The following is a 24,036-nucleotide window of genomic DNA, read 5'->3' as shown; positions in this document are numbered from 1 at the left end:
AGCTTGCCTCCGATCGATTTAGATTTTTGAGATGCACCCAACAGGGGGGCTTTTTCGGCGAAGAAGCCCCCCTGCTCTCTCTAAAACTCAATCATCGTCGAGAGGAATTCCAAAACGGACTTTGCCTTTTCCAAAGTAGCGGCCGAATTGGAGTTCGTACACCTCGTCTTCGTCTTGGGTTTCGACTTCGAGATCCGATCGCGGATAGCTCACGCATAACAGCGCGTATCCCTTATCTCGCAGCTCGGGGGATAGTCCGATCGCTTCGGGTTGGTGGACTTCTCCAGATACGATCCGCACGGCACAGCTCGTACAAGCACCGTTGCGACAGGAAAACGGCAACTCCGCTCCTTGATTTTCGGCGGACTGGAGAATGTAGCGGTTTTCGGGAACGCGAATGCAATAGTGTTTTCCGGTCTGGCGGTGGTGAATGCGAACTTCGTAAGTGCGAGTCATAGTTTAAAAACGCTCGAGGCAAAATGCGATCGCAACTGGGGGCGATCGAAGTGTCCTTTATTGAGAGTACGACAAATCTGAGACTCGGGACAACTCGTCCCCTTCGAGACATTTTAGAAAAATTTTGGAAAAAATCGCGCGATCGCTTCCCACTCGCCGAAAATTTTGTTATGATGGTAAAGCTGCAAAACTGAATAATCCCATTTTGGAGAGGTGGCCGAGCGGTTTAAGGCGCAGCACTGGAAATGCTGTTTAGGGGCAACTCTAACGAGGGTTCGAATCCCTCCCTCTCCGCTTTGTCGGGTGTGTGACGCAGAGCAAACAATTTTGCCGAAGTCAGGTCAACGCTGTTGCCGTGTCACGCACCTTTTGCAGTGAACAGTGAACAGTGAGCAGTAGGGTTAGTTCACTGTTTGTTAGTTGACAGTTAAGGCGCACTCTAGGGTGCGCCTTTTGTCGTTTCGTTGGGGAATTGTGGGGAGGTTGCAGGTCACGGCTCTACAGCTTCCCACCATCCCCTCATCTCATCCTCATCACTGGTGACTGGCGACTGGTGACTGGCGACTGTCTTCATCCCCTCATCTCATCATCTCTTGTTTTCGGAGGGCGAGGGCGTCTCGGGCTTGTTCGCGATCGTCGAAATGGACTTTTTCCGTGCCGAGAATTTGATAGTCTTCGTGTCCTTTGCCCGCAATTACGACGCCGTCGCCGGGTTGGGCTTGTAAAATAGCATGGCGGATAGCTTCGGCGCGATCGGGAAGGACTAAGGGATCGATCGCCTCGGGAATGCCTTCGAGAACGTCCGAGATAATGCGATCGGGGTCTTCTGTGCGCGGGTTGTCCGAAGTGACGACGGCAACATCCGAGAGTCGCGCGGCAATTTCTCCCATAATCGGACGTTTCGTGCGATCGCGATCGCCCCCGCAACCGAACACGCAAATCAATCGCCCCGGTACGAACGGTCGCACTGCATGAAGCAAGTTTTCTAAACTGTCCGGCGTGTGGGCGTAGTCCACAATGACGCTGATATCCTGATTTAACCCGGTTTGAACTCGCTCCATCCGCCCCGGAACGCCGATAAATTTCGGGAGTGCTGCCGCAATTTGCGATAAATCTAAGCCTAAATGTAACGCAGCCCCCACCGCTGCCATCATATTTTCGATATTGTACTGACCCACCAACGGCAACTCGAACGCCGTCTCGCCAACTGGGGTGTGCAGCGTCCCCGCCACGCCATCGGGATTGTAACTGAGGTTATCGACGTAAAAATCGGCAGAATCGTCCTCGCTGCTGTACGTCCAAAGCCGTTCTGCGGGAATTTGCTGCGACAGCAGTTCTCCGTAAGGATCGCCGATATTGACGATGGCGCGACCTTTAAGATACTGCGGCGAGAACAGCAACGCCTTCGCCGCGAAATAGTCGTCCATGTCCTTGTGATAGTCCAGGTGATCCTGAGTCAAATTCGTAAACACCGCCACCTGAAACTCGCACTCGAGAACTCGCGACTGGGCTAAAGCGTGGGAACTCACCTCCATAACTGCATATTCGGCTTCGGCATCTCGCGCCTGCGCCAGTTTTTCCTGTAAATCGACGGGAAACGGCGTCGTATGAACGGAAACCTTCTCGAAACCCGGCCAGCGTGCGTAAAGGGTTCCCAGCAGTGCGGTCGGTTTGTGCGCCTCTCGCAGTAAAAACTCGATAAGGTGGGTGGTGGTGGTTTTGCCGTTGGTTCCCGTAACGCCCACTAAGTCGAGAGTTTTGCCAGGGTGGTGATAGAAGCAACTGGCGAGGTTGGCACAGGCGACAGTGACGTCGGGAACGGCGACGACACATTCGTTGTTTTGGGGGGGATATTTTTTCGCCGCCTCCTCCGAGACGATCGCGGCGACTGCACCGCCGTCGAGTGCGCCTTGCCAGAACTCACCGCCATCGACGCGGGTTCCCGGCATTCCAATAAATAAATCTCCCGACTGGCAAGCGTGGGAGTTGGTCGAAAGTCCTTTAATTTCGCTGTCTAAGGCAGGATGTTCGGGAATTGCAGGTTGCGGGGAAATCGCCCCGAGGAGTTCTCGCAGTTTCATAAAGCTGTCCTCGCACCGGAGGGGTTTCGTTCGGTTTTAACCAGAGATCTGAGTATATTTCTGTAGCATTTGCTCCAATTGTGCGACGTTCGATCGCGGGGAGGGACGAGGAAGTTGACGTTCGACGCCGGACTCGTCCACCCAAAATAACACGGGAATTTCGTATTGATAGGCGCGAAACCAGTCGTCGCGGGTAGTAATGTCGCGAGGTTCGACAGTGAGGTTATCGATTTGAACGAGTTTTTCGTGAAGTCCTTCGCACAGGTGACAGCCCGGTTTGCTGTAGAGAATGAGATTCATGGATAATGAGGAATGGCGATCGATCCGTTTGCAGATCTGTGTTATTGTGCCACAGACTGTTCGGCGATCGACAAACGATACGGAATCCGAATCTCAACGCTGAGCGGAGCCGAAGCGTTAAGTCCGAGCGGAGTCGAGGACTCAAATACTGGTTTGGCTCGACCCGCCAAGCCCCTCAAACCCTCTTGGGAAGGGGGGCTAAGGATGGATGTGGTGAAGACTTCTTGAATCCCAGCTTATCAGAAAAGAATGGAGTATGAGATCCGAGCGGCAAGGTTTTATCGAGCTGCGATCGCGAAGTCATCAAAGCCAAAATAGAGTTTGAAAAATAGCGAATTTTCGATCGCATAAAACGCTAATCGATTCACTCATTTTAGATTTTCAAACAAACGCGATCGCCGCGTTCGATTCGATCGCTTTACAGAGAACGAACAGATGGCGATCGCTGTGGTTTGCGCGATCGCCGCACACCGATTCCGATCGCACCGACAGCCAACAAACCCAACACAGAACCGGGTTCGGGGACGGACTCAGGAAGGAAAACTAAACCCGCCGGAACCGACAACTGGCCGTTCGTATTGCTCGCATCGAGAACAATTCCAGCAAATGCTCCCGTCGTACTGTCGTACTTCAAAACGCGATCGACCGGATCTTCATCCACACTCAAAAAATTAGAGCTACTGACATAGAGAAAACCGTCCGTTCCAAACGTCAAATTAAACGGACCGTTCAGGGGACTGTTAGAACTCGACGCATCGCCAAAAACGCCTAAAAATTCCCCGCTGACGCCGTCGTACTTCAAAATTTCGTCGCTCAGATAACTCGTGACGTAAAGATTGCCATCGGGTCCGAAAGTCAAACCGGTCGGATTGTCGAGTCCGCTGGCGATATTGGACGCCTCGCCAAAGGTTCCTAAAAAAGCTCCCGTCACGCCGTCGTATCTTAAAATCTCGTCCGTGGCAAAACTGCTCACGTAAAGATTTCCGTCCAGACCGAAGGTTAAGTTATCGGGATTTCCCAATCCGCTTCCGAGGGTGGACGCCTCCCCAAAAATGCCTAAGAATTCCCCCGTGATTCCGTTGTACTGGAGAACTTCGTTACTCCCAAAGCTGCTGACATAAAGGTTTCCGTCCAAACCAAACGTCAAACCCACAGGACTTACCAATCCGCTGTTGGCGTTAGATGCGTCCCCGAACGTTCCTAGGAATTCTCCCGTCGTTCCGTCGTACTTCAGAACTTCTGACGAGATAAAGCTAGTGACGTAAAGATTGCCATCGGGGCCGACCGTCAAACCATCGGGGCCGAGCAGTCCGCTGTCCGCAAGGTTGGCTTGGCCGAACGTTCCTAGGAATTCTCCCGTGGTTTCGTCGTAGCTCAACACGCGATCGCTGCCAAAACTACTCACTAATAAAATCGCTTGAGCTTTGGACGCGATTAAACTAACGGCGGCGAACCCGATCGCCCACCCTAGAGTTCGACCGAGCCGCGTTCCAACCGCGGGCTGTTCGAGGGTTCGGAGCGAACGAACCCCGACGTTGCTAAAATCAGTCTGAGTTTTCAATACTGGCATAATTCAGATGGGTCAAAATAGTTAGCGACACTGAGCGTAAGTGACCTTCTTTTCGCACGGTTCGATTTGAAAGTCCCTCGCTTGAGTTCTCAGGGAACGAGTGGCAACGTTTGGCTGACAACCTCAGCCTTTTTCTGTCCGAGCTTGTCATTTTCCTCGCGTTCTCGTTCCCATACCGTCGGACAGAAAAGAGTCGGCGCTCGGCTCGAGAGTCTCGAGAGTCACTCCCGGCTCTATTTTCTCGTAAACTGCAACAGGCGAGGGTGCGTGTTTTTTGGGAGAGGGTGCAGAATACAGGGTGAAGACAGAGCAACCGTTTCGTTTTCCTCCTCTTTATTCTGACTCGCTCCGTTCTCCGTGAGTTCCGGGTCTTGTACGGGAACGTCCGTCCTCGACCTGATTTTCCTTAAACCTGCCGTTTTCAACTCTGTGAACTATGCAGCGATCGATTTCGCTTTCTCTTTCCAACATCTTGTTGATTGCGGCGGTAGTGCTGCTCGTATTCCTGTTGTGGCAGCTCCAAAGCCTGATCGTCATCTTGATGATTTCAGTGGTTCTCGCCGCCTCGATCGTGCCAGTCGTAGACTTCTGCGAGCGCCTTCTGCGTTTGCCGCGATGGTTGGCGACGATTTTTGCCTATTTCGGTCTGATCGCGATCGTCACGGGTGTCGTTTTAATTATCGGGCCGCCAGTTTTCGACCAAATCGAACGGTTAGCTCGTCAACTTCCCAAGTTTTCTGAAGACGTACTGACGCTTATCGAATCGACGGTTATCCGAGTAACCGACGCGCGGCCGGAACTGCTTCTCGAACTGTTCGACGCTCAATCGATTACCGGTTGGGTGATTCGATCGTCCCAACAACTGGTTTTGCGGTCTTACGGCATTACGCGGGGCATTCTCGGGGCAGCTTTCAGCCTGATTTTGGCGCTGTTTATCTCGGGTTACATGGTGGCCGATAGCAAAACGTTAGTTCGCAGTATCGTGCAACTGTTTCCCCAACCCTGGGAAGACCGCCTCGCGGCTCAAACCTCTATTGTCAGCCAACGGATGGGGGGATACATTCGCGGACGACTCCTCGTTTCGACAATTTTGGCCGTGACCACATCGGCTGGATTGACAGTTCTCGGGTTGCAAGATTTCGCGTTGGGTTTGGGAGCGATCGCCGGTGTCACGAACCTGATTCCGTTTCTCGGACCGATTCTCGGTGCGATTCCGGCTTTAATCGTCGCCCTTTCTCAAGGGGGTTGGCTCGTATTGTGGGTGTTGATTCTGTTCGCCATCATTCAGAATTTAGAAACCTATGTTCTCGATCCGTTATTAGTCGGAACGTCTGTCGGCGTTCATCCGTTATTTCAACTTTTGTCTGTTCTCGGTGGCGCTCAAGTATTGGGAATTATCGGGGCGCTCATCGTTCCACCCTGGTTTGCTGGGGCGTCGGCGCTCGTGGAAAACCTTTATTTACGACCGAAACAAATTGCTCAGGCACAACAGGAAAGCGAGGCGTTGACGGTCATCGCCCAACCCGCGCGATCGCCTAAAAGTTAGGGAAGATGATGAGAATTTCACCCTTAGCGGTGCAGAAAACTTTTCGAGATCGGGGATTGACAAAGCACATAAAATATGTATTGAGACTCAAGCCAGATCCCCGGCATCTCCAAGATGCCGGGGATCTCCAGCAGCAATTTACCGATCTGAGATTTTGCGGCCAACCCTTTAATATGGCGATATCTTTTCTAGCAAGGGTTTCAGGACTTTTCTGCACCACTAAGGAACTTCACCTCATCTATTCCCCGTTCCCCGTTCCCTATATTACTCACCGCCGTAACTAAACTGTGCGAAACTCAATTCGTTGATGCTGTTCCAACGGTAAACGGCCTCGCGGAAGGCATTCCAATTCTCATAAACTTCCTTAAATGTCGAGTTTTCTCGAGCATTTTGTTCGTATAACTCGAAAGCGACTTTCTTCGCTTCAGTCATAATTTCTTGGCTGTATGCCGTTAAAATTGTGCCGCCTTCAATTAATTCTGCCAAGGCTTGTTGATTGAGGGTATCGTACTGAGCTAACATCGTCGTGTTGGCTTCGACAGTCGCCGCTTTAAATACCTCTTGATATTCCGTCGGCAACCGATCCCACTGCGATCGATTCACGAATACATCTAGCGTTGCGCTGGGTTCCCACCAGCCGGGATAATAATAGTATCGAGCGGCTTCGTGGAGTCCTAATTTTTTATCATCGTAAGGACCGACCCATTCCGCCGCATCGATCGCCCCCCGTTCTAATGCCAAAAACACTTCCGAACCGGGTAGCACCTGCACGTTGACTCCTAGGGCTGACATAATTTTGCCCCCCAAGCCGGGAATCCGCATCTTCAACCCGTTTAAGTCGCTGAGAGTTTTGACTTCCTGTTTAAACCACCCTCCCATCTGAGTTCCGGTATTGCCAGCGGGGAAGTTGATGACGTTGAAATCGGCGTAAATGTTTTGCATCGCCTCTAAACCGCCTCCTTCGTACAGCCAAGCGTTCTGTTGCTGGGCGTTCAAACCGAAAGGCATCGCCGTGGCGAATCCCAAGGCGGAATTTTTACCGATGTAGTAATAACTCGCCGAATGTCCGCATTCGACAGAACCCGACTGAACCGCGTCGAGAACCTGCAAGGCGGGAACCAGTTCCCCAGCGGCGTAGGGGGTGATGGTGAAGCGTCCGTCAGTCATTTCGCTGACGCGGCGAGAAATAGTTTTTGCCCCGCCGTAAATGGTATCGAGAGAAGGGGGCCAACTCGTCGCCATACGCCAGTCAATGCGAGGAAGCGATGTGGCATCGACAGCGGGCCCGGAACTTTGAGTGCAGGCGGCGAGGACGGTAGCACTGGCGGTTCCGATGCCAGCTTGCGTGACGAACTTACGGCGTTTCATGGGGGAATTTGGCGGTATGTTGGCGTTGAATTGGCAAGATTTCTGTAGTTTACGTCACATTGAGGCGAGAGTTGACGATCGCACAACGCTATCCCAAAACTTTGTTGGGTTTGAAGAGCGGGTGCGTCGCAGCGAGGCTGTAATCTTCGCGATCGCGACTTAAATGGGGGCTGTAACAGGGGTCGTTGTCGAGATACTTCGCCCATTGGTGTTTCATATCATCGATTTCCTGTTTGAAGCGAATTTGTTTCTCGCGGGTGTCTTCGTGGCCGCGACTCTTGGATTCGTAGTGGTATAGGATCGCGTGGGGCAAACAAACGTTGCGGTAGCCGCGATCGATCAGTTTCAAACAGAAATCTACATCGTTAAAGGCGATCGCCAACCGTTCCTCAAATCCTCCTACTTCCTCAAATACCTCTCGACGACACATCAAACAAGCCGCCGTCACCGCCGAATAGTTGTTCACCGTCTGTAACTGGGCGAAATAGCCGATCGCATCTTTGGGATAGGTTTTGTGACTGTGACCGGCTACGCCGCCAATCCCCAACACCACCCCGGCGTGTTGGATGGTATTGTCGGGATAGAGCAACGTCGCCCCCACCGCCCCCACAGACGGACGTTGCGCCTGTTCCACCATCGCCTCTATCCAATCTTCCGTTACGATTTCCGTGTCGTTGTTGAGAAACAGTAAATAGTCTCCCTGGGCTTTAGACGCGGCGAAATTGTTCAGTTGAGAATAGTTAAACGGAATATCTAACGGTTCGACGCGGAAGCGATGGGGTTGACGCTGACGCCACTTCTCGAATAACTGATGGGTTTGCGCTTCCACGCTTCCGTTGTCCACTACGATGACTTCGTAATCGGCGTAAGTGGTTTTCTGGAAAATCGACGTCAAACAGGTATCGAGAACGCTGGCTAAATCCTTCGTCGGGATAATAATGCTGACTTTCCCCGGTCTTTGGATGTTGTAGCGCACGATCCAATGACCGCTGTTCGTAGGTTTGACGATACCCGGTTCTCCCCGTCGCTGCAAACTTTCCGTAATCGCTTTGGCGGCGGCTTCGGCGGCGTAAGACTTGCTGGCGAGGCGACTGGCGGTCGATTCCGGGTGACTGCGCCAGTGGTAGAGAATTTTCGGAATGTGGAAGATGCGATCGCTCTTTTCAGTAAAGCGCAAGACTAAATCGTAATCCTGCGCCCCTTCAAACCCGACGCGGAACCCGCCAATTTCCTCGAGGATGCTGCGGCGGTACACGCCTAGGTGACAGGTGTACATTCGCGAGAGGAAGGAATCGGGACACCAATCCGGTTTGAAAAAGGGATCGCGCAGTTGGTTGTGTTCGTCTACCTTATCCTCGTCCGAATACACCATATCCGCGTCGCGGTGGCGGTTGAGGAGGCGAACCACCTCGTACAGCGCGTCTGGCGTCATCAGATCGTCGTGATCCATCAACGCGACGAATTCCCCGGAAGCTAAGCCTAACGCCGTGTTGGAGGCGCGGGAAATATGGCCGTTTTCCGTGCGGTAGGCCACTTTAACTCGGGCGTCTAGCGTGACGTATTTATCGAGGGTTTGGCGCACGTGGGGGGCGGTGGAGGCGTCGTCGGCGATGCAGAGTTCCCAGTGGGGATACACTTGATCGAGAACTGAGGCGATCGCCTGTTCCAAGTAGTTCGCCGGGGTGTTATAAACGGGCATGACGATGCTAATCGTCGGCTGAAACTCCAACGTTTCCAAGTCTTCGGCCATCCGTTCTAAATCCGACGGACGGGGGTAATGTTGGCTCAACCACCACTGATAGGGATTGTCTTCGGGAACCGGAGGCGTCGCGGCTGGCGGAAGGGGAACTGCGGCGAGAGTCTCTTCTTTCAACAGCCCCAATTTCCGCATCACGGGGGTTTTTACCTTAAACCACTGCACCCGCAGTTTCCAGAACTTCGTATCCTCCATCGCCGCGATGGTTTCTTGATGGCGATGCAGTTCGTCGTGTAAGTGGGCTTGCATCGCCTGGTATTCGACGTGTAACGCCTGAATTTGTTGTTGTGCGGCGATGAGTTCCTTTTGAAGCTGTTCGTTGGCTGTCGTCGAGTTTTCTTTTACGGCGTCAAGTTCGGTTTTCGTCGCCTCTAAGGTTTGCAACGCCTCGAACAGTTTTTGATGGAGTTGGCGGTTTTCGTTGCGGAGGTCGTTCGCTTCGGCTTGGGTGCGCTTTAACTCCGCCTCGGTGGGGAACAGTTGCGATTGCAGTTGTGCGATTTCCAGGTTGGCGTGGTGGAGTTCGCTTTGGAAATGCAGCGAGTCGGTTTGCTGGGTTTCGACTTCGGCTTTCAGTTGTTCGGTTTCCGCCTTCAACTCTTCGACGCGCAGTCGTTCGGCGAGAAGTTCGCTATCTTTTTTGGCGAAAATGCTGGGAAAGTTGGTGACGTACAGCGTCAGATGTTTGGTGCAGAGATAGTGCATCAGTCGCTGTCGGTTGTCGGGGATGTTGCAGCGACTGACCATCGAATCGCGGCGGAAGCGATACTCGAAGAGGACTTCTGGGATATGGTGAAATTTCCAACCCCGTTCGGCCGCACTCAGCCACAGATCCCAATCTTCGTACCCCATTTTTTCGGGGATGTCGGAGTCGTAGCCGCCGCAGTCTTCCCAAAGGGTTTTGCGGATGACGGCGCAAGCGTCGATGTAATTCCCCACGGCGAGGAGGTTGATGTCGAAATCGGGGATTTTCCAGACGCCAGTTTTGTCGCCGATGTACTCGCAATCGCCGTAGACGACGCCGAGGCGGGGGTCGCGATCGCCCAGCGCGATCGCCTGCGTGATATAGTTCGGCTTAATCTTATTGTCCGCGTCCAAGGGCAGCACGTAACGCCCTCGCGCCAGATGAAATCCGGTATTTCTGGCTTCGGCGAGTCCCCGGTTTTCGGGATGGTCGATAACCCGAAACCCTCGCTGTTTCAGGTAGTCGAGAACCTTTAAGGTACGGGAGTCCGTGGACGCATCGTTAATAATGAGAATTTCGTAAACTGGCTCTTGACAGCTTTGAACGCTGGCGATCGCCTCGAGAATATATTCCCCTTGGTTGTAACAGGGAATCACCACCGACACGGTGATGTCGGCGTCCTCGGGTTCTGCAACTCCCTTCACTTCGGGAAGTTTCGCCGCCACAGCCAGCGGTAACGGTGTTTGCATCTGAGTCACAGCGAACGGTTGGCTAATATTTTCCGAAGAACTGGCGACTGGCGACTGACGACTGGCGACTGAAGGAATCTCCGCCGCGCGATCGAGTTCCTTCAACCACATCCAATGACGGGAGGCGCGAGTGCGGATGCTTTCCGCGAAAGGATGGTTCCAATTTAGGGTTTGTAAGAGGTTGGGATCGTAAATTTCAGCGACTTTTTCCGCCGTCAAGGGACTATCGAGTTCTAGATTTAACTTGGTTTGTAGCAGTTCGCCAAAGCGCTCGGGTTGGGTTAATGCCGTGTTAGTGTGGACTAAAAGACACTGTTGGAAATGGCGTTTGTAAAAGTCGAGAACGTGACGGTTGTAATACGACCAAATTCGTAACGCCCAGTCGGGTTTGTTGGCAAAAATTGGGGCGTTGAGACGGGCGATCGAGTCGGCGACATCCCAAGGATAGCGGTAGACAAAGAGATATTTTGCGTCGGGGATTAATTCGTGCCAAAAGTCCAACATCAACGCGGTTCTCGGGTCTTTCCATCCCCAAATTTTTTCCGTTTGTTGGCGAGATTCAATGAGAGTTAACGCCGTTTTTTTATAGCGATCGAACTGGGAGCGATCGAGCCGTTCGCTTACCGTCCATCCCCAATCCGACCAGCCCTCTTCCCCTTCTACGCAAGAGGTTTGCAAAATCGATCGTTGAAATTCGAGAAATTCTTTATCTTCAAAATAGCCGTGACGGTTGCGATCGTCGGCTTCTAATAATTCGTCGCCGATGTGAACGCCCACTGTTTGAATCAGAGACGCCATTAGGGACGTTCCCGAGCGGTGCATTCCGGTGACGATGAGAGTTTGGTTCATGGAGCAGGGGAGCAGGGGAGAGGGGGAGCAGGGGAGAGGGGGAGAGGGGGAGAGGGGGAGAGGGGGAGAGGAAATTGCCTTATTGTCTCATCGGTTTTGTTCGATCGACGAGTTTTTTGAAATTTGAAAACTTCAAGTCAATTTTATTAACATAAATCTCGATCTTTGTCAAGAATTTATGGTACGAATCGAGGTCGGAAATTGACGTTCGAGGTGTTTTGGTAAGGGATTAAACGTCAGCCAAATCGGTCGTTTTTAGAGAAATCGATCGATTTTTGACGGCGATAAAGGTGGAGCGATCGGCTTGTTTGCGCGATCGCAGTTCGACGTACTTCGGTACGACGGGTAGGTGACACTCGTAGACCGAGGCGAACCCCACGTCATTCAATAAACCGTACAGTGACGGGCGCGTCAACCAGGTACTCTCTTCGTTACCGATCGATCCCCAAGCGGTATGGTCTTCGGTGTACGATCGCCCTTGGTAGGTTCGCCCTCGGTATTCGTAGGTTCGATCGGCGGTTTGGCTGACGTGGGTGTCGAAAATTGCCAGCCTGGAACACACCTCGGCGATGTTCTCTGCAAAGCGAAACAGGTCCGGGGCGTCGAGGTGATAGAAAATCCCGATACAGAGGACTATATCGAAGCTGCCGTATTTCTCCCGCGACAGGTTCCGCACGTCGTCGCAGTGAAACTCGATGTTCTCGAGTCCCAATGTCTCTCGGACGAATCGGGCTTTGGCGAGGTTGCTTTCGCGTCCCTCGATTCCAACCACCTGCGCCCCTTGCATCGCCAGTTCCAAGCCGTAAAGCCCTTCCAAACAAGCTAAATCCAAGACTCGCAGGTTTGAGAAGTCGTCTCCGCAAAAATCCGAGACGATTTGCAAAAACCGCTTTAACTTCACTTCCGCCCCGGACGGCGACGCCCCCATCGTGTAAAGGTTGGGGGCGAGGCGGACGTTGTGATTCGTCCAGGGGCCGAACTCTTCGACAATGGCCTTGAGGCGTTCTTCGGTGGCTTGAATATCCATTTCTACAACTTCACTGTTCGCTGTTCACTGTAAAACACGTACCCTGGTATGTGGGCGGTGTACATGGGCGGTGCGTGACGAGCGATCGCTCTGACGATCGACACCCGATTTTTCAAGTCACGCACCCTACGGCTGTCTTCACTGTTCACTGTAAAACACGCACCCTGGTATGTGGGCGGTGTACATGGGCGGTGCGTGACGAGCGATCGCTCTAACGATCGACACCCGATTTTTCAAGTCACGCACCCTACGACTTATGGTATTTAAGCATTACAGCGATTCAACTTTCGGTTCGCGGGCGGGGTTCGATCGCACCTCCACTGTCTCTACTTCAGAGTCGAGACTCACGTGGGGGTCGATGAGTAAATCCACGATCCCGCTGGCGAAAGAATCGTTATCTGGACGCACGCGGAACATGGCGATATCGATTCCTCGGGCGAGATAGGTAAACTGACCGTCTACGATGCCAGACACCCCCGCGTTGAGGAAATACGCCCCCGGATTGAGCAAACATTGAAAGCGGAAGCGGACGGTGACGGTGGTGTTGGCTTCGACGCGATCGATCGACTGACTGGAGGTGGTAAACGACGCTCCCCCCAGTTCCAAGCCGCTGACGGTTTTCACCAGCATTCCAAACCGGACTTTCGACGCGGTTTTGTAAAACGTCACTTTATACGTGTAAACGTACTCCTGGCGTCCGGTGAGGTGGTTGACGGTGCGTCCGTCGGGGGCAACGATGTGAGGGTTGGCAATTTTCGCCCCCCGAGGAATGTAGGAAATGGTGTTTTTGGGGACGAGGTGGGGGTCGAAGAAGTCGCCGTCGGTGGGGGACTCTTCCGGCGTCTGGGGAGTCGGCGGGTTGTGGGAATCGCTCTCGAGTTCGGCGTGGGGGTCGAGGTTGGGGGTGTTGCGAATCTCTTCGCGAAAACTCTCGCAGAGGTCGGCGGGGGCGTAAATGAGTTTGTGATAGCGATCGATGGTGAATTTCGGTTCGTGAAACAGGAGCATTTCGCCGCGATCGAGTAATACGGCGCGATCGCACAGTTCTACGACTTTCGAGGCGGCGTGAGAAACAAACAACGTGGTTCCGCCGCGAGATTGTAAGGCTTCGATGCGGGAAAAACACTTGCGTTGAAACGCTTCGTCACCGACGGCTAGGGCTTCGTCTACGACTAAGATATCGGGATCGACGCTGGTGGCTACTGCAAAGGCTAAACGCACGAACATCCCGCTGGAATAGGTTTTTGCGGGTTGGTCGATAAAATCGCCGATATCGGCAAAGGCCACGATATCCTCGAACCGTTCTTCGATTTGCTGTTTGGTCAGTCCCAGCAGTTGACCGTTGAAAAATACGTTTTGGCGTCCTGTAAACTCGGGATTGAAGCCGCTTCCGAGTTCGAGTAACGCTGAAATCCGTCCGTTGACGTTGACATCGCCGTCGGTGGGCATCAGCGTCCCAACGATAATTTGAAGTAAGGTACTTTTCCCCGACCCATTGCGTCCGACAATGCCTAACGTTTGGCCTTTTGGAATTTCCAAACTGACGTTTCGCAACGCCCAGAATTCTTGATACTTCTGATGGCCGGGAAACAGGAGTTCCTTCAGGCGATCGGTGGGATGTCGGTATCGCCGAAAACTCTTGGAAACGTTGCGAACGGAAATTGCGAAATCGTCCATTGAACTGTGGTTTGAGAGCGATCGAAGAACGGGAAAATCGGAGGTCTAGAACGGCAGACAACGCCGACGCGACACCTGGATGAAACGCGAAGCTTACAGAACGTCAGCAAAGCCGGATTTGAGCTTTCGGTAAGACCACAATCCAGCCAAAAATACCGACACCGACACCATCGACGCCATCGCCCACTCTGCCCCGTGCTGGAAGCTGCCGACTAAAATCGCGTCGCGATAGGCTTGGGCAAAGGCAGCGAGGGGATTGAGCCAGAATACCAGCGTTCGCAACGATTCGGGAACACTTTCGGCCGGATAGACGATCGGCGTCAGGTAAAACCACAGATTGAGTACGACAGTAATGGTTTGGGGAATGTCCCGCAAAAACACGGTCAGTCCGGCGGCGAAGTATCCCAATCCCGCTGTCAGCAGTAGTTGTGGCAACCAAATTAGGGGCATCAACCACAGGGTCGCGTGAAGGGTTTGTGTAGCGATCGCCACGAACGCCACCAAGACCATCAACCCCAAGGTACTTTCGACGAACGCCGCCAACACGGGAACCAGTGGCAACAACCCCAGGGGAAACACCACTTTTTTCACGAGGTTCGGTTGGTTGACCACCGACGACGCCGCTTGAGAAAATCCGTTGGTAAAGGCAAACCAAGGCAACAACCCTGCAAACAGCCACAAACCATAGGTTAAGTTGTTGGCTGGAACTCCTGCCAAGTTGAGCTTGACTTTCAGGACGATCGAAAAAACATAGGTATAGATGAGCAGTTGCGACAACTGCGTCAACACCGGCCATAAATTGCCCAAGACCGACCCTTTATATCGCGCTTCTAATTCTCGCTGAACGAGGGTTTTCAGCAGTTCGAGTTTGAACGATCGCGAATTGTCAGATCCTTTTGTTGGGTTCCCCGATCCCGCTTTCGAGATCGATCCCTTTAACATACTACGCAACAGTCTTTTCCTCACCCACAACCGAAAATTCGCAGCAATATGCTCGATAAACAGGGTGAACTACCACTCATCATCGCGACGCGATAGATGAGTGGCTTCCAGTTTCAAAAGGAACTGCCTCGGGGAGCATCGAACGAATCCGACCTCCCTTTGGTCTTACATTCCCTCCACTGGCAGAAGCCCCGGTTCCCGAGGCCAAAATCCGCAAGCCTTCATTTTTAAGGTTGATTGCCGCGTTGAGATCTCGGTCGTGAGTTTGTCCGCATTGCGGGCATTTGAACGACCGCACGTCGAGTCCCATCTTAGGTAGCGGCAATAAGGTTTCAGAGCAAAGGTGAGTGCTGGGAAAAAATCGATTCACTTCCAGATACACCTTCCCTTCTGCCTTCGCCTTATATTTAAGCATCGTCGAGAACATTCCCCAGCTCACGTCGCTTATCGCTTTAGCGAGGCTGTGATTTTTGACCATGCTCTTCACCGCTAGATTTTCTACCACAATCACTTGGTTTTCGTTGACTATCTTGCGGGATAGTTTGTGGAGAAAATCGGCTCGAGAGTTGGCAATCTTGCTGTGAACTCTCGCCACTAAGCGTCTGGCTTTTCGACGAGAATTCGACCCTTTCTGTTTCCTCGAAAGTTTACGCTGTTTGCGTTTGAGATTGCGCTCGTGTTGCTTGAGGTGATGAGGGTTATTGTATTTATCACCGTCAGAAGTCACCGCAAAATGCTTCAATCCCATATCGATGCCGATGGCTTTACCTTCCGCATTCGGTTCGGGTTTCTCAGAACCGTCATCGATAAGGATCGAAGCGTGATAACGACCGTCAGTGTGGCGACTGACCGTTACCGTTTTGATCTTGCCCTCAAACCAACGATGAACGCGACAGTACACCTCTCCAATCATGGGAAGATGCAACTTGTCTCTGTTTAGCTTGACGTTTTGAGGGTATTGAAGGGATTGCCGTTTGTGTTTGCTTTTGAAGCGTGGGTATTGGGCGCGTCCTTCAAAGAAGTTGACAAACGCTCTTGAAAGGTTGAGTACCGAACTTTGCAGACATTGAGAATAAGTGTCTGAGAGCCACTCCAGTTCTCGCTTCCATTGCGGAAGCATCTTTTTGAGAGTTAACCCAGAGATCCCTTTTCCGGTTTGTCGGTAGGCTTCAGTCGTCAGTTGGAGACAACGATTCCACACGAAACGGCAGCAGCCAAAGGCTTTGGCCAAGGCAACTTCCTGCTCTTTCGTGGGATAGATTCTCAGCTTGACGACTTTCATTAATACAAACGAGCTTCGTGTTAAAGTGAGTATAACCGATCGAACGGCTGACCCGCTACTTTGCCGCCGCGCGTTCGTACCCGCTTCTAATCTTTGATTGAAGTCGAGGATTCTCGCAGTTTAGGCTAAAGCACTTTCGTCCGATTTTCTAGTTTCGGCACGACCATCATAGCCCGATCGCGCCAGATGATGAGATAAGGGGATGATGAGATAAGGGGATGATGAGATAAGGGGATGATGAGATAAGGGGATGATGAGATGATAGGGAAACCAACTTTCTGCCTGGTTCTCCTCGTCCCCCTTGTCTGCCTTGTCTCCTCTTTTCCCTATCTATGAAGTTTTCTAAGTTGTTCCGAGTTCTGCGTCGCTGGCAGTCCGAACCTTCCCACTTGCAAAAGTCTCAGACGTTGGCTGCGCTAGCTGTGGGGTCTTATCGCCTCGATCGCCCTCACGAAACGGGGGTTTGGGAAACCTTTGATATCGAAGCCTGCGGCGTGCTGCGGGTGGTGGGATGGACGCGATCGCCTTGGGAGTCTTTCGATCCCTTACGAGTTTATGTCAACGGGTCGCCCGTGCCGCTGTTGAGTCGGTTTCAAACTTACCGCCCGGATTTATTGCCCTTGACAAATTCAGGATTTTCTGGTACTGCGTTCGAGTACGGTCTTCCTTACGAGACACCGATTGCGGAACTCGCCATCGACAGCAACGGGACGCGGATCTGGTGCGAACGTGGGGAATTGGTGGTGTCTCGTCCGGCGTACGATAGGTTACTGAGCGGCGATCGCGTTTTGCATCGAGAGCAAATTTATGGAGTGGGGACGCCCTCGCCAGTCACGTCGGAGGTGGTGTTATCCCTGACGCAACCGTTACCCGCCCCGATTTTAGATTTCGGCTGCGGGATCGGGGCGTTAGTGCGGGAGTTGCGATCGCGCGACGTGGAGGCTTACGGCTTGGAAATCGATCGCCCCGCCATTACCAACGGGATTTTGCCGGAAGTGGCGGAGTTCGTCACCTGCTACGACGGGAGTTTTCCGCTACCTTACGAGGACGAGCATTTTTCCAGCGTCGTGAGTATCGAAGTCCTCGAACATATTCCCGACTATGAGAAAGCCTTGGCGGAACTGGCCCGCATCACACGCGATCGTGCTGCGTTTACAGTTCCCAATATTAACGCGATTCCGCTTTGTTTTCCCCATCAAGTGGTTCCCTGGCATCTTCTCGAAGCGACGCATTTTAACTTTTTCAATCAAGCCAGTTTTCAAAAGACGCTCGAACGCTATTTTTCGGAAGTTCAGTTTGCACAAATCCACCCCGTCACCGTTAACGGAACGCAATTTTTTACAAGTTTGGCGGCGATTTGTCGCAAGTAAGCCGGAATCTCTCGAGTTCGGCGGCGATCGCGATTCGAGCTAAGGTAAAAAGAAGTCCCGATGCGACTGGCCGCAATTTTCGAGTTATGGCGATTCTCTCTTCTCACCAACCCTCTCCCAAACCAGAACCCCAAGGAAACGACCTGCTGTCCCCGGAGGAAACCCCAGAGGAACAGGCCGCCGTCCAACCGGACGAAAAACTGCGCCCGCAACGACTGGCGGACTACATCGGACAGCGGGAGTTAAAAGAAGTTCTCGAAATTGCCATTCAAGCCACGCAATCTCGCGGTGAAGCTCTCGACCATTTATTACTCTACGGACCGCCGGGATTGGGGAAAACCACGATGGCGACGATTTTAGCCTCGGAGATGGGAGTCGGGTACAAAATGACCACCGCACCCTCGTTAGAACGTCCTCGAGATATCGTGGGATTGCTGGTGAGTTTGAAGCCGGGAGACGTACTGTTTATCGACGAAATTCACCGCCTCAGCCGCATGACGGAAGAGTTGCTGTATCCGGCGATGGAAGATTTTCGCGTCGATATTACCATCGGAAAAGGGAAATCTGCCCGAACTCGTAGTTTGGAGTTGCAGCCGTTTACTTTAGTGGGGGCGACGACACGGGTGGGGGCGTTGACTTCGCCGTTGCGCGATCGCTTCGGGTTAGTGCAGCGGTTGCGGTTTTACGAACCGGAGGAATTGACGCTCATCGTGGAACGGACAGCGAAACTGTTGGATACGCCGCTGACGGGAGATGGGGCGACGGAAATCGCACGGCGATCGCGCGGAACGCCTCGGGTGGCGAATCGGTTGCTGAAGCGGGTTCGAGATTACGCCCAAGTGAAAGCCGAAGGAACGGTGACGGCAGAGGTGGCGCGATCGGCCTTAGAGTTGTTTAACGTCGATCCGATGGGTCTCGATTGGACCGATCGCCGCTTGCTAACGGTGGCGATCGAACAGTTTGGCGGTGGTCCGGTGGGTTTGGAAACCATCGCCGCTACGACAGGGGAAGATCCCCAAACCATTGAGGAAGTCTACGAACCGTATTTGATGCAAATTGGCTATTTGGCCCGAACGCCTCGCGGCCGCGTCGCCACTCCCGCAGCTTGGAAACATCTGGGTTACGACCCCCCCGAGCGTCAAATGTCTTTGTTCTAGAAGTTTTCTTTCAAGAAAGTTGGATGCGATCGCCATTTCTAGAAGAGTTTGTTAAGATCGCATCGATTTCTCGATTCCACTATTACACTTTAAAGATATACAGGTTTACGCTGAAGTTGTTGGTTTCAATTCGGTGCGTCTTGCAGTTGGGATGTTGAAAAAAACCTTCGATCTTCGTGGCGGTTACCTATGACTCTTTCGCCTCACGTTCGAGCGCTGCGTCCTCGTCAGTGGACGAAAAATGCAATTGTCTTTGCTGCGCCGCTGTTCGCGTTCGACTTAACACCAGCGACACTGTTGGGAAGTAGTCTGGCATTCGTGTTATTTTGCGCGATTTCGAGTAGTTTTTATCTCGTCAACGACATCGTCGATGTCAACGCAGACCGACTTCATCCCATCAAACGCCATCGCCCTATCGCTTCGGGACAGGTGAAGATGTCCACGGCCAAGGTCATGGCTGCGGTGCTACTCGTCGGTGGGTTGGGGCTGGGATGGTGGAAGGCGTGGGAGTTGGGTGCGGTTTTAACGCTGTATACTGTGCTACAAGCTGCTTATAACTTAGGGTTGAAACGTCTGGTTATTTTAGACGTAATGGCGATCGCGACGGGCTTCGTGTTGCGGGCTGTAGCGGGGGCGGCGGCGATCGATATCCGGCTTTCTCCCTGGTTTTTGTTGTGTACGGCGTTTCTGGCGCTATTTTTAGGAATTGAAAAGCGTAAAGCGGAGTTGCGCTTGAGTCAATTGGGAATCGGTAAAACTCGCCCGGTTCTCAAACGCTATTCGTTTTTACTACTCGGTCGTATGGAAAATATCGTGACGACCGGAACTATTATGACTTATGCCATTTGGAGTTCGGGACCGCAAGTTGAAGGGGCGCCGACGCCTTGGATGATGTTGACGTTACCGTTCGTCCTTTACGGATTGTTTCGCTATCAGTTGTTGAGCGATCCGAAAATTATGGAACGTCCGGGTTTTAAGCCAATTCCGACGAGCGATCGCAGCGAACGACCGGAAGAAATTTTGCTGTCGGACTGGCCAGTTTTGTTAACGATCGTGGGTTGGATTCTGACGGTTTGCACGATTCTCGGGTTGTACGAACGTGGGGTGATTTCGTAAAGCGTTTTCCTCCCTCTCGCCACATCGACCGATTTGCAGATATCGAAATCGACCCCCCCTTTGTCCAAGTCCAACGTCAATTGACGCTCTCCCCCCAACCCTAGCGGGTATGGTCGGAGATTCCTGTTTCACTGGCTCATGCCTAGATAAACGAGCAAGCCCGAATACCCCCGGTCAGAACGCCTTCACAGGCTGTTTGTTTAACGTCCACGATGCGCCCCACCGCAGACATAAGCGAGAATCAAATTCTCTTGGCCACACCAACTGGCGATTTTGTGGTTTACCTCCACCACGGGTTTTTCGGGTGCTGCGAACCATACCCTTAGGAGCTTAAAGACCGTTTCGGGTAAGGCAATTTTACCAGTTTGTTCGTTTCGGCGCTATCCCCTTCTCTCGCTATCGCATTGTTCAGGGGATGCACCGAAACTCACCGCCGCTTCACCACCAACCAAGCCTATTGGCTATGGTTGGAGCACTGCGACGAATCTTGGTAGGTCAGTTCGAGCCGGAAAACCTGCAAGGCTACCGCGACGAAGGCTGAACCACCTCGAGACGATCGCTACAGTTTCGAGGCGCGCATCAGCAGTCCCATTCCCACCCCTAATCCGACGAGGGTGGGTAGCCAACCGGCTATCCAGGGACGGATTAACCCGCTCAATCCCAACGCATCGCCGACGGACATCAGCAGGTAATACGTGAAGATCACCAACACGCTAATTCCGAACCCGCGCGAGGCGCTGGTGCGCTGGGGTTTCGTCCCTAACGCCGCTCCCACTAATCCAAAGGCGACGCAGGCGAAGGGGATGGCGAACTTCTGTTGGATGCGAATTTCGAGTTTGCGAATTTTGTCTTCGCGGCCGCTGGCTTTCAAGATTTCTAGGCGATCGAACGCTTGCGTCACGTTCATTTGCGGGTAATCTCGCTCTCGCGCCAATTCCAAGGGTGCGCGGGGGAGGGGGTAACGATGGCGATCGAACTTGGCGATGTTGACGTAAGATCCGTCGGGGGGGATGGCGTAACTGGTGACGCCGAAGAAATCCCAGATGTTGTCTTCGGGGTTCCAGGTGGCGGAGTCGGCGAAGACCAGGCGATCGAACTTCGGTTCCGATCGATCTAACACGATCACCCCGTACATTCGTTCGTCTTCTTTGTCGAACTTCTCGGCGTAAAACAATCGCACCAACGTCTCGTCTTCGGCGTCTCTGGCTTGCGGTAATTTCCCGATTTCGGGATAGAGCGTATTGCGCTTCGCCAGCAACGTGTCTTCTTCCTTCAACGCGCGATCGAGCGTCACTTCGGCTTCGTACAGCGCACCGGGAACCACCACTTGATCGAACGCAAACGTTATCGCCGTGACGACGAGCGCCAGCAGCAACGCCGGACGGACGATGCGATACAAGCTCACGCCACAACTTCGCAACGCCACCAACTCGCTATCGCTGGACAGGCGAGAATAGCCGATGAGGGTTCCCAGCAACATCGCCATGGGAAACGAAAGGGAAATGTAGTAAGGAAGCTGCAAGACGAAGACTTTCGCCGCCACGTCGAGGGAGATGTTGGCGTTGGTGAGTTGTCGTACCAACTCGAACACGATACCCACCGCGACGCCGATCGAAGAAAACGCGCCGACACCGAAGAGAAATGGCGGAAGCGTTTCGCCGATGAGGTAGCGATCCATGATAGACAGTCCCGGAAGGAACCGACCGAAAAGAAAGGACGATGGTTTCATAGCGGTGGCGAGACGCACGGTGCGAGAGTGAGATTCGTGCCAACAGTCTAGTCTATCGTTAGCGCGAAGCGCACCACCACCTCACCTGAAGCGAAACGGCCGATCGCGTTCGGTTCCGTCGAAACTGGTTGAAAACTGCTGTGAGTCTTTGGGTTACTGTGGAGAAGGTTGTGTGGGGGGTTTGACCACAATCCACCGACCGGTTTTCGGATCGCGATAGGTCGTGAAGGGATTTTGGCGCAGGACGGACTCGGTTTTTTTGGGGGTCGTAACTTGGTTCATCGATACTGTCCCAGTTGTAAGCGATGGTGACAGAAGTATTTGCAGTTTGTTGTATTGTACGGGCTAACGTTCCGGTTGCCTGCGATCTCGATCGCCTTTTGGCGATAAAGCGATCGCCCCCTGAGCTGCTGGAAATTTCCGGATTGGCTGAGAGAGAGACTACTTAAGAGCGATGCGCGATCGCCACGGGGTTCGACAGTGGCTCTACACTGGCTTACCCGGCGTCTGGGGAGTACGCCAACCGCTACGCCAAACGTCACGGAAACCTGAAAGTGTTGGGAAGGCGACAACCGATCGATCTCGAGGTGGTGCATACGGGGGAGTCTGAAGTGAAAAATATATAGCCAGTTCGACTGAGTCGTGCGATCGCGCAACCTAAAAGCACTGTAAAACTGCAATTCCAACTGTAGAGGGCGTTCGCGACTCAAATAATTTGGCGATAAATTGACATGATTTTGATTTTTTCGATCGAACAATCCTGAAACAAAAACAACACATGAAAAGAGTCAAAACTATTCTAGGATTCACGTTAGGGGCGTTAGTCAGCTCGACTCCCGCGATCGCCGCTTCACCCCAACTATCAGACTGGGGAAACCCCATCGGCGATCGAACCTCAACCGTCCTTGCTGAAAACGTCCCCGCCACCGATGTAGACTTGGGGGCAGAACTGCTACAAAGCTTGACGCAGTGCGTTCGTAGCAACATCTCCAACCCCCTCGCCGTTACCCTCGAAGCCTTACAAGTCGCCTCGACGCAATGTATGCTCGAAGTGGTTCTGCTCGACGACGCGGGGAACGTGCGACGAGACGCGAACTCGCGAATGCTGGCGTTAATCGAAGTCACAGGAGTAACGCTTCCAATTCCCACCGCGAACGGACAAGCCGTCGTTCCCCTGCAACCCATTCCCAACTCGCAAGTTTACAGCCTCAACGTCAACGTCGATGGATTTCCCGGTCAATTTCTCCTCGACACTGGCGCGTCGGGGTCGATCGTCTCCCATCCTCTCGCCGACGAGTTAGGCGTTGCGACGACTCCCGTTCCCGGTAACTTCTTCAGTTACTTCGCTGTTGGGGACGACTGTTCCGATGTCGAAGCGAGCTTGATGACTCTTCCCTCGATTTCCGTCGAAACTGCCAGGGTTGAAGGGATTACGGGGATGGGACTCCCCCCAGATCTCATTCCCGGTAACGCCGACGGCGTGTTAGGAATCGACGTTCTCAGTCGCTTCGACGTTACCATCGATCCCCAAACGCAACAGTTACAACTGTTATCTCCCACAACTCCCGATCCGACAGCGATTCCGTTGCAGGGAAACATGGGAATGATGACGGTGGAACTGGAAATTAACGATCGCACTTACCGCTTTGGTGTCGATACGGGGGCCGATTTAATGGTGATTTCGCAGCGAGTCGCCGCCGACTTAAATCTGGATTTAACGCAAACTGAACCCGTGGACGTTGTGGGATTTTGCGGAACGGAAAGCAGCTTGACTGCAACGCTCGATCGCGTCCGCCTCGGAACCGCAGAAGCCAGCAACCTCGACGCCGTTGTCTTAGGCGACGATCTTTTCAATATTATCGGGATTGACGGTCTGATCGGTCAAAACTTCCTCGATCGCTACCGCCAACACTGGCGTTTCGGCGAACCTAACGCTCTCGGCTATCCCGAGGTCGGAAGTCTGGAGTTGGAACGGGTAGAGGAGGAGACGAGGAGATAAGGAAGTTTCGCATCACAGACCGAACTTCAGTTACGTCATGGATTAAAGCAACGCACCTATCGGTACTTAAACAAATTTCAAGCCCAAACCAAGCCAAAACGCGCTTTGTGAGCGGCAAACAGGTCTCGATTCTCGTTCAGCCATGCCACAAAACGAAAAGACATGGCTGTCCGAAAAGCCTCTAAAGCATCTACAAAAGTTTCCAAAGGTTGGTTCGCCCACTTCCTTCGTAAACCGCCCGTCAACTTATGCCAAAGGATAAAAGTGTAGGCACAAAATACCAAAATTAAATGCCGCTGTAAACTCTTCAAACCTCTCGCCTGGCATTCCCTCCAACCCAACCATCCTTTGGCTTCCCGATAGAAGACTTCTACCCA

18 protein-coding genes, 1 tRNA gene and 1 pseudogene are annotated in these 24,036 nt (G+C 52.8%); 6 read left to right on the top strand and 14 right to left on the bottom strand.

Annotation, left to right across the window (positions count from 1 at the left end; all coding sequences use genetic code 11):
• Positions 1-87 precede the first annotated feature (87 nt).
• Positions 88-456: a 2Fe-2S iron-sulfur cluster-binding protein gene (locus GEI7105_RS0110330; RefSeq protein WP_017660388.1), complete on the bottom strand. Its 369-nt coding sequence runs from the start codon at positions 454-456 to the stop codon at positions 88-90.
• Between the two features lie 207 nt (positions 457-663).
• Here GEI7105_RS0110330 and GEI7105_RS0110320 point away from each other — a divergent pair.
• A tRNA-Ser gene (locus GEI7105_RS0110320) sits at positions 664-750 on the top strand.
• 284 nt (positions 751-1,034) lie between these two features.
• On the opposite strand, the gene GEI7105_RS0110315 is transcribed toward GEI7105_RS0110320, so the two are convergent.
• From GEI7105_RS0110315 to GEI7105_RS33345, 3 genes are all read right to left on the bottom strand, one after another.
• On the bottom strand, positions 1,035-2,537 hold the full coding sequence (locus GEI7105_RS0110315) for a UDP-N-acetylmuramoyl-L-alanyl-D-glutamate--2,6-diaminopimelate ligase (RefSeq protein ID WP_017660386.1): 1,503 nt from the start codon (positions 2,535-2,537) through the stop codon (positions 1,035-1,037).
• 36 nt (positions 2,538-2,573) lie between these two features.
• Positions 2,574-2,837 (bottom strand): glutaredoxin family protein, encoded by a 264-nt coding sequence (locus tag GEI7105_RS0110310; protein ID WP_017660385.1) that lies wholly within the window; start codon positions 2,835-2,837, stop codon positions 2,574-2,576.
• Between the two features lie 418 nt (positions 2,838-3,255).
• On the bottom strand, positions 3,256-4,407 hold the full coding sequence (locus tag GEI7105_RS33345; protein WP_017660382.1) for a PEP-CTERM sorting domain-containing protein: 1,152 nt from the start codon (positions 4,405-4,407) through the stop codon (positions 3,256-3,258).
• A 436-nt stretch (positions 4,408-4,843) separates the two neighbouring features.
• On the opposite strand from GEI7105_RS33345, the gene GEI7105_RS0110285 reads away from it, so the two are divergent.
• On the top strand, positions 4,844-5,953 hold the full coding sequence (locus tag GEI7105_RS0110285; RefSeq protein ID WP_035492509.1) for an AI-2E family transporter: 1,110 nt from the start codon (positions 4,844-4,846) through the stop codon (positions 5,951-5,953).
• 264 nt (positions 5,954-6,217) lie between these two features.
• On the opposite strand, the gene GEI7105_RS0110280 is transcribed toward GEI7105_RS0110285, so the two are convergent.
• The 6 genes from GEI7105_RS0110280 to GEI7105_RS0110250 form a co-directional block, all read right to left on the bottom strand.
• Complete coding sequence (locus GEI7105_RS0110280; RefSeq protein ID WP_017660379.1) at positions 6,218-7,321, bottom strand: TRAP transporter substrate-binding protein; 1,104 nt, start codon at positions 7,319-7,321, stop codon at positions 6,218-6,220.
• 88 nt (positions 7,322-7,409) lie between these two features.
• The gene (locus tag GEI7105_RS39820; protein ID WP_083862351.1) at positions 7,410-11,360 is read right to left on the bottom strand and encodes a glycosyltransferase; all 3,951 of its coding nucleotides are present in this window, start codon (positions 11,358-11,360) and stop codon (positions 7,410-7,412) included.
• Positions 11,361-11,589: 229 nt separating this feature from the next.
• Positions 11,590-12,387: a class I SAM-dependent methyltransferase gene (locus GEI7105_RS0110265; protein WP_017660376.1), complete on the bottom strand. Its 798-nt coding sequence runs from the start codon at positions 12,385-12,387 to the stop codon at positions 11,590-11,592.
• A gap of 270 nt (positions 12,388-12,657) precedes the next feature.
• A complete protein-coding gene (locus GEI7105_RS29945) occupies positions 12,658-14,064 on the bottom strand; it encodes an ABC transporter ATP-binding protein (RefSeq protein ID WP_017660375.1) in 1,407 nt (468 codons plus the stop codon).
• Between the two features lie 93 nt (positions 14,065-14,157).
• Positions 14,158-15,006, bottom strand: coding sequence for an ABC transporter permease (locus tag GEI7105_RS0110255; protein WP_017660374.1), 849 nt, complete (start codon positions 15,004-15,006; stop codon positions 14,158-14,160).
• Positions 15,007-15,085: 79 nt separating this feature from the next.
• Positions 15,086-16,288, bottom strand: a complete 1,203-nt coding sequence (locus tag GEI7105_RS0110250; RefSeq protein ID WP_017660373.1) for an RNA-guided endonuclease InsQ/TnpB family protein — start codon at positions 16,286-16,288, stop codon at positions 15,086-15,088.
• 332 nt (positions 16,289-16,620) lie between these two features.
• Here GEI7105_RS0110250 and GEI7105_RS0110245 point away from each other — a divergent pair, with 332 nt between their 5' ends.
• The 3 genes from GEI7105_RS0110245 (at position 16,621) to GEI7105_RS0110235 (ending at position 19,931) form a co-directional block, all read left to right on the top strand.
• Entirely contained in the window at positions 16,621-17,658 is a 1,038-nt protein-coding gene (locus GEI7105_RS0110245; RefSeq protein ID WP_017660372.1) for a class I SAM-dependent methyltransferase, read from the top strand.
• Between the two features lie 86 nt (positions 17,659-17,744).
• Positions 17,745-18,815 carry a Holliday junction branch migration DNA helicase RuvB gene (gene ruvB / locus GEI7105_RS0110240; RefSeq protein WP_017660371.1) on the top strand — a complete coding sequence of 357 codons (1,071 nt, stop codon included), beginning with the start codon at positions 17,745-17,747 and terminating at the stop codon, positions 18,813-18,815.
• A 189-nt stretch (positions 18,816-19,004) separates the two neighbouring features.
• Positions 19,005-19,931, top strand: coding sequence for a decaprenyl-phosphate phosphoribosyltransferase (locus GEI7105_RS0110235; RefSeq protein WP_017660370.1), 927 nt, complete (start codon positions 19,005-19,007; stop codon positions 19,929-19,931).
• A 559-nt stretch (positions 19,932-20,490) separates the two neighbouring features.
• Here GEI7105_RS0110235 and GEI7105_RS0110230 read toward each other — a convergent pair.
• The 3 genes from GEI7105_RS0110230 to GEI7105_RS37090 all read right to left on the bottom strand — a co-directional run bounded on the left by GEI7105_RS0110230 (position 20,491) and on the right by GEI7105_RS37090 (position 22,370).
• On the bottom strand, positions 20,491-21,660 hold the full coding sequence (locus GEI7105_RS0110230) for an LptF/LptG family permease (protein WP_026097562.1): 1,170 nt from the start codon (positions 21,658-21,660) through the stop codon (positions 20,491-20,493).
• 153 nt (positions 21,661-21,813) lie between these two features.
• A complete protein-coding gene (locus GEI7105_RS40440) occupies positions 21,814-21,942 on the bottom strand; it encodes a hypothetical protein (protein ID WP_017660368.1) in 129 nt (42 codons plus the stop codon).
• The gene (locus tag GEI7105_RS37090; protein WP_144053747.1) at positions 21,939-22,370 is read right to left on the bottom strand and encodes a hypothetical protein; all 432 of its coding nucleotides are present in this window, start codon (positions 22,368-22,370) and stop codon (positions 21,939-21,941) included. Before GEI7105_RS37090 ends, GEI7105_RS40440 begins: the two co-directional genes overlap by 4 nt.
• Positions 22,371-22,438: 68 nt before the next feature.
• Here GEI7105_RS37090 and GEI7105_RS29940 point away from each other — a divergent pair, with 68 nt between their 5' ends.
• A complete protein-coding gene (locus GEI7105_RS29940; protein ID WP_017660367.1) occupies positions 22,439-23,659 on the top strand; it encodes a retropepsin-like aspartic protease in 1,221 nt (406 codons plus the stop codon).
• A gap of 77 nt (positions 23,660-23,736) precedes the next feature.
• Here the strand turns inward: GEI7105_RS29940 and GEI7105_RS0110215 are convergent.
• Positions 23,737-24,036 (bottom strand): annotated as a pseudogene (locus GEI7105_RS0110215) (IS701 family transposase); the annotation flags it as partial.

Origin of the sequence: Baaleninema simplex PCC 7105 (assembly GCF_000332355.1) — a bacterium.
Taxonomy (GTDB): domain Bacteria; phylum Cyanobacteriota; class Cyanobacteriia; order Cyanobacteriales; family Geitlerinemataceae; genus Baaleninema; species Baaleninema simplex.
The sequence above is the reverse complement of the archived record's forward strand: the minus strand, read 5'-3'. Positions and strand labels throughout refer to the sequence as shown.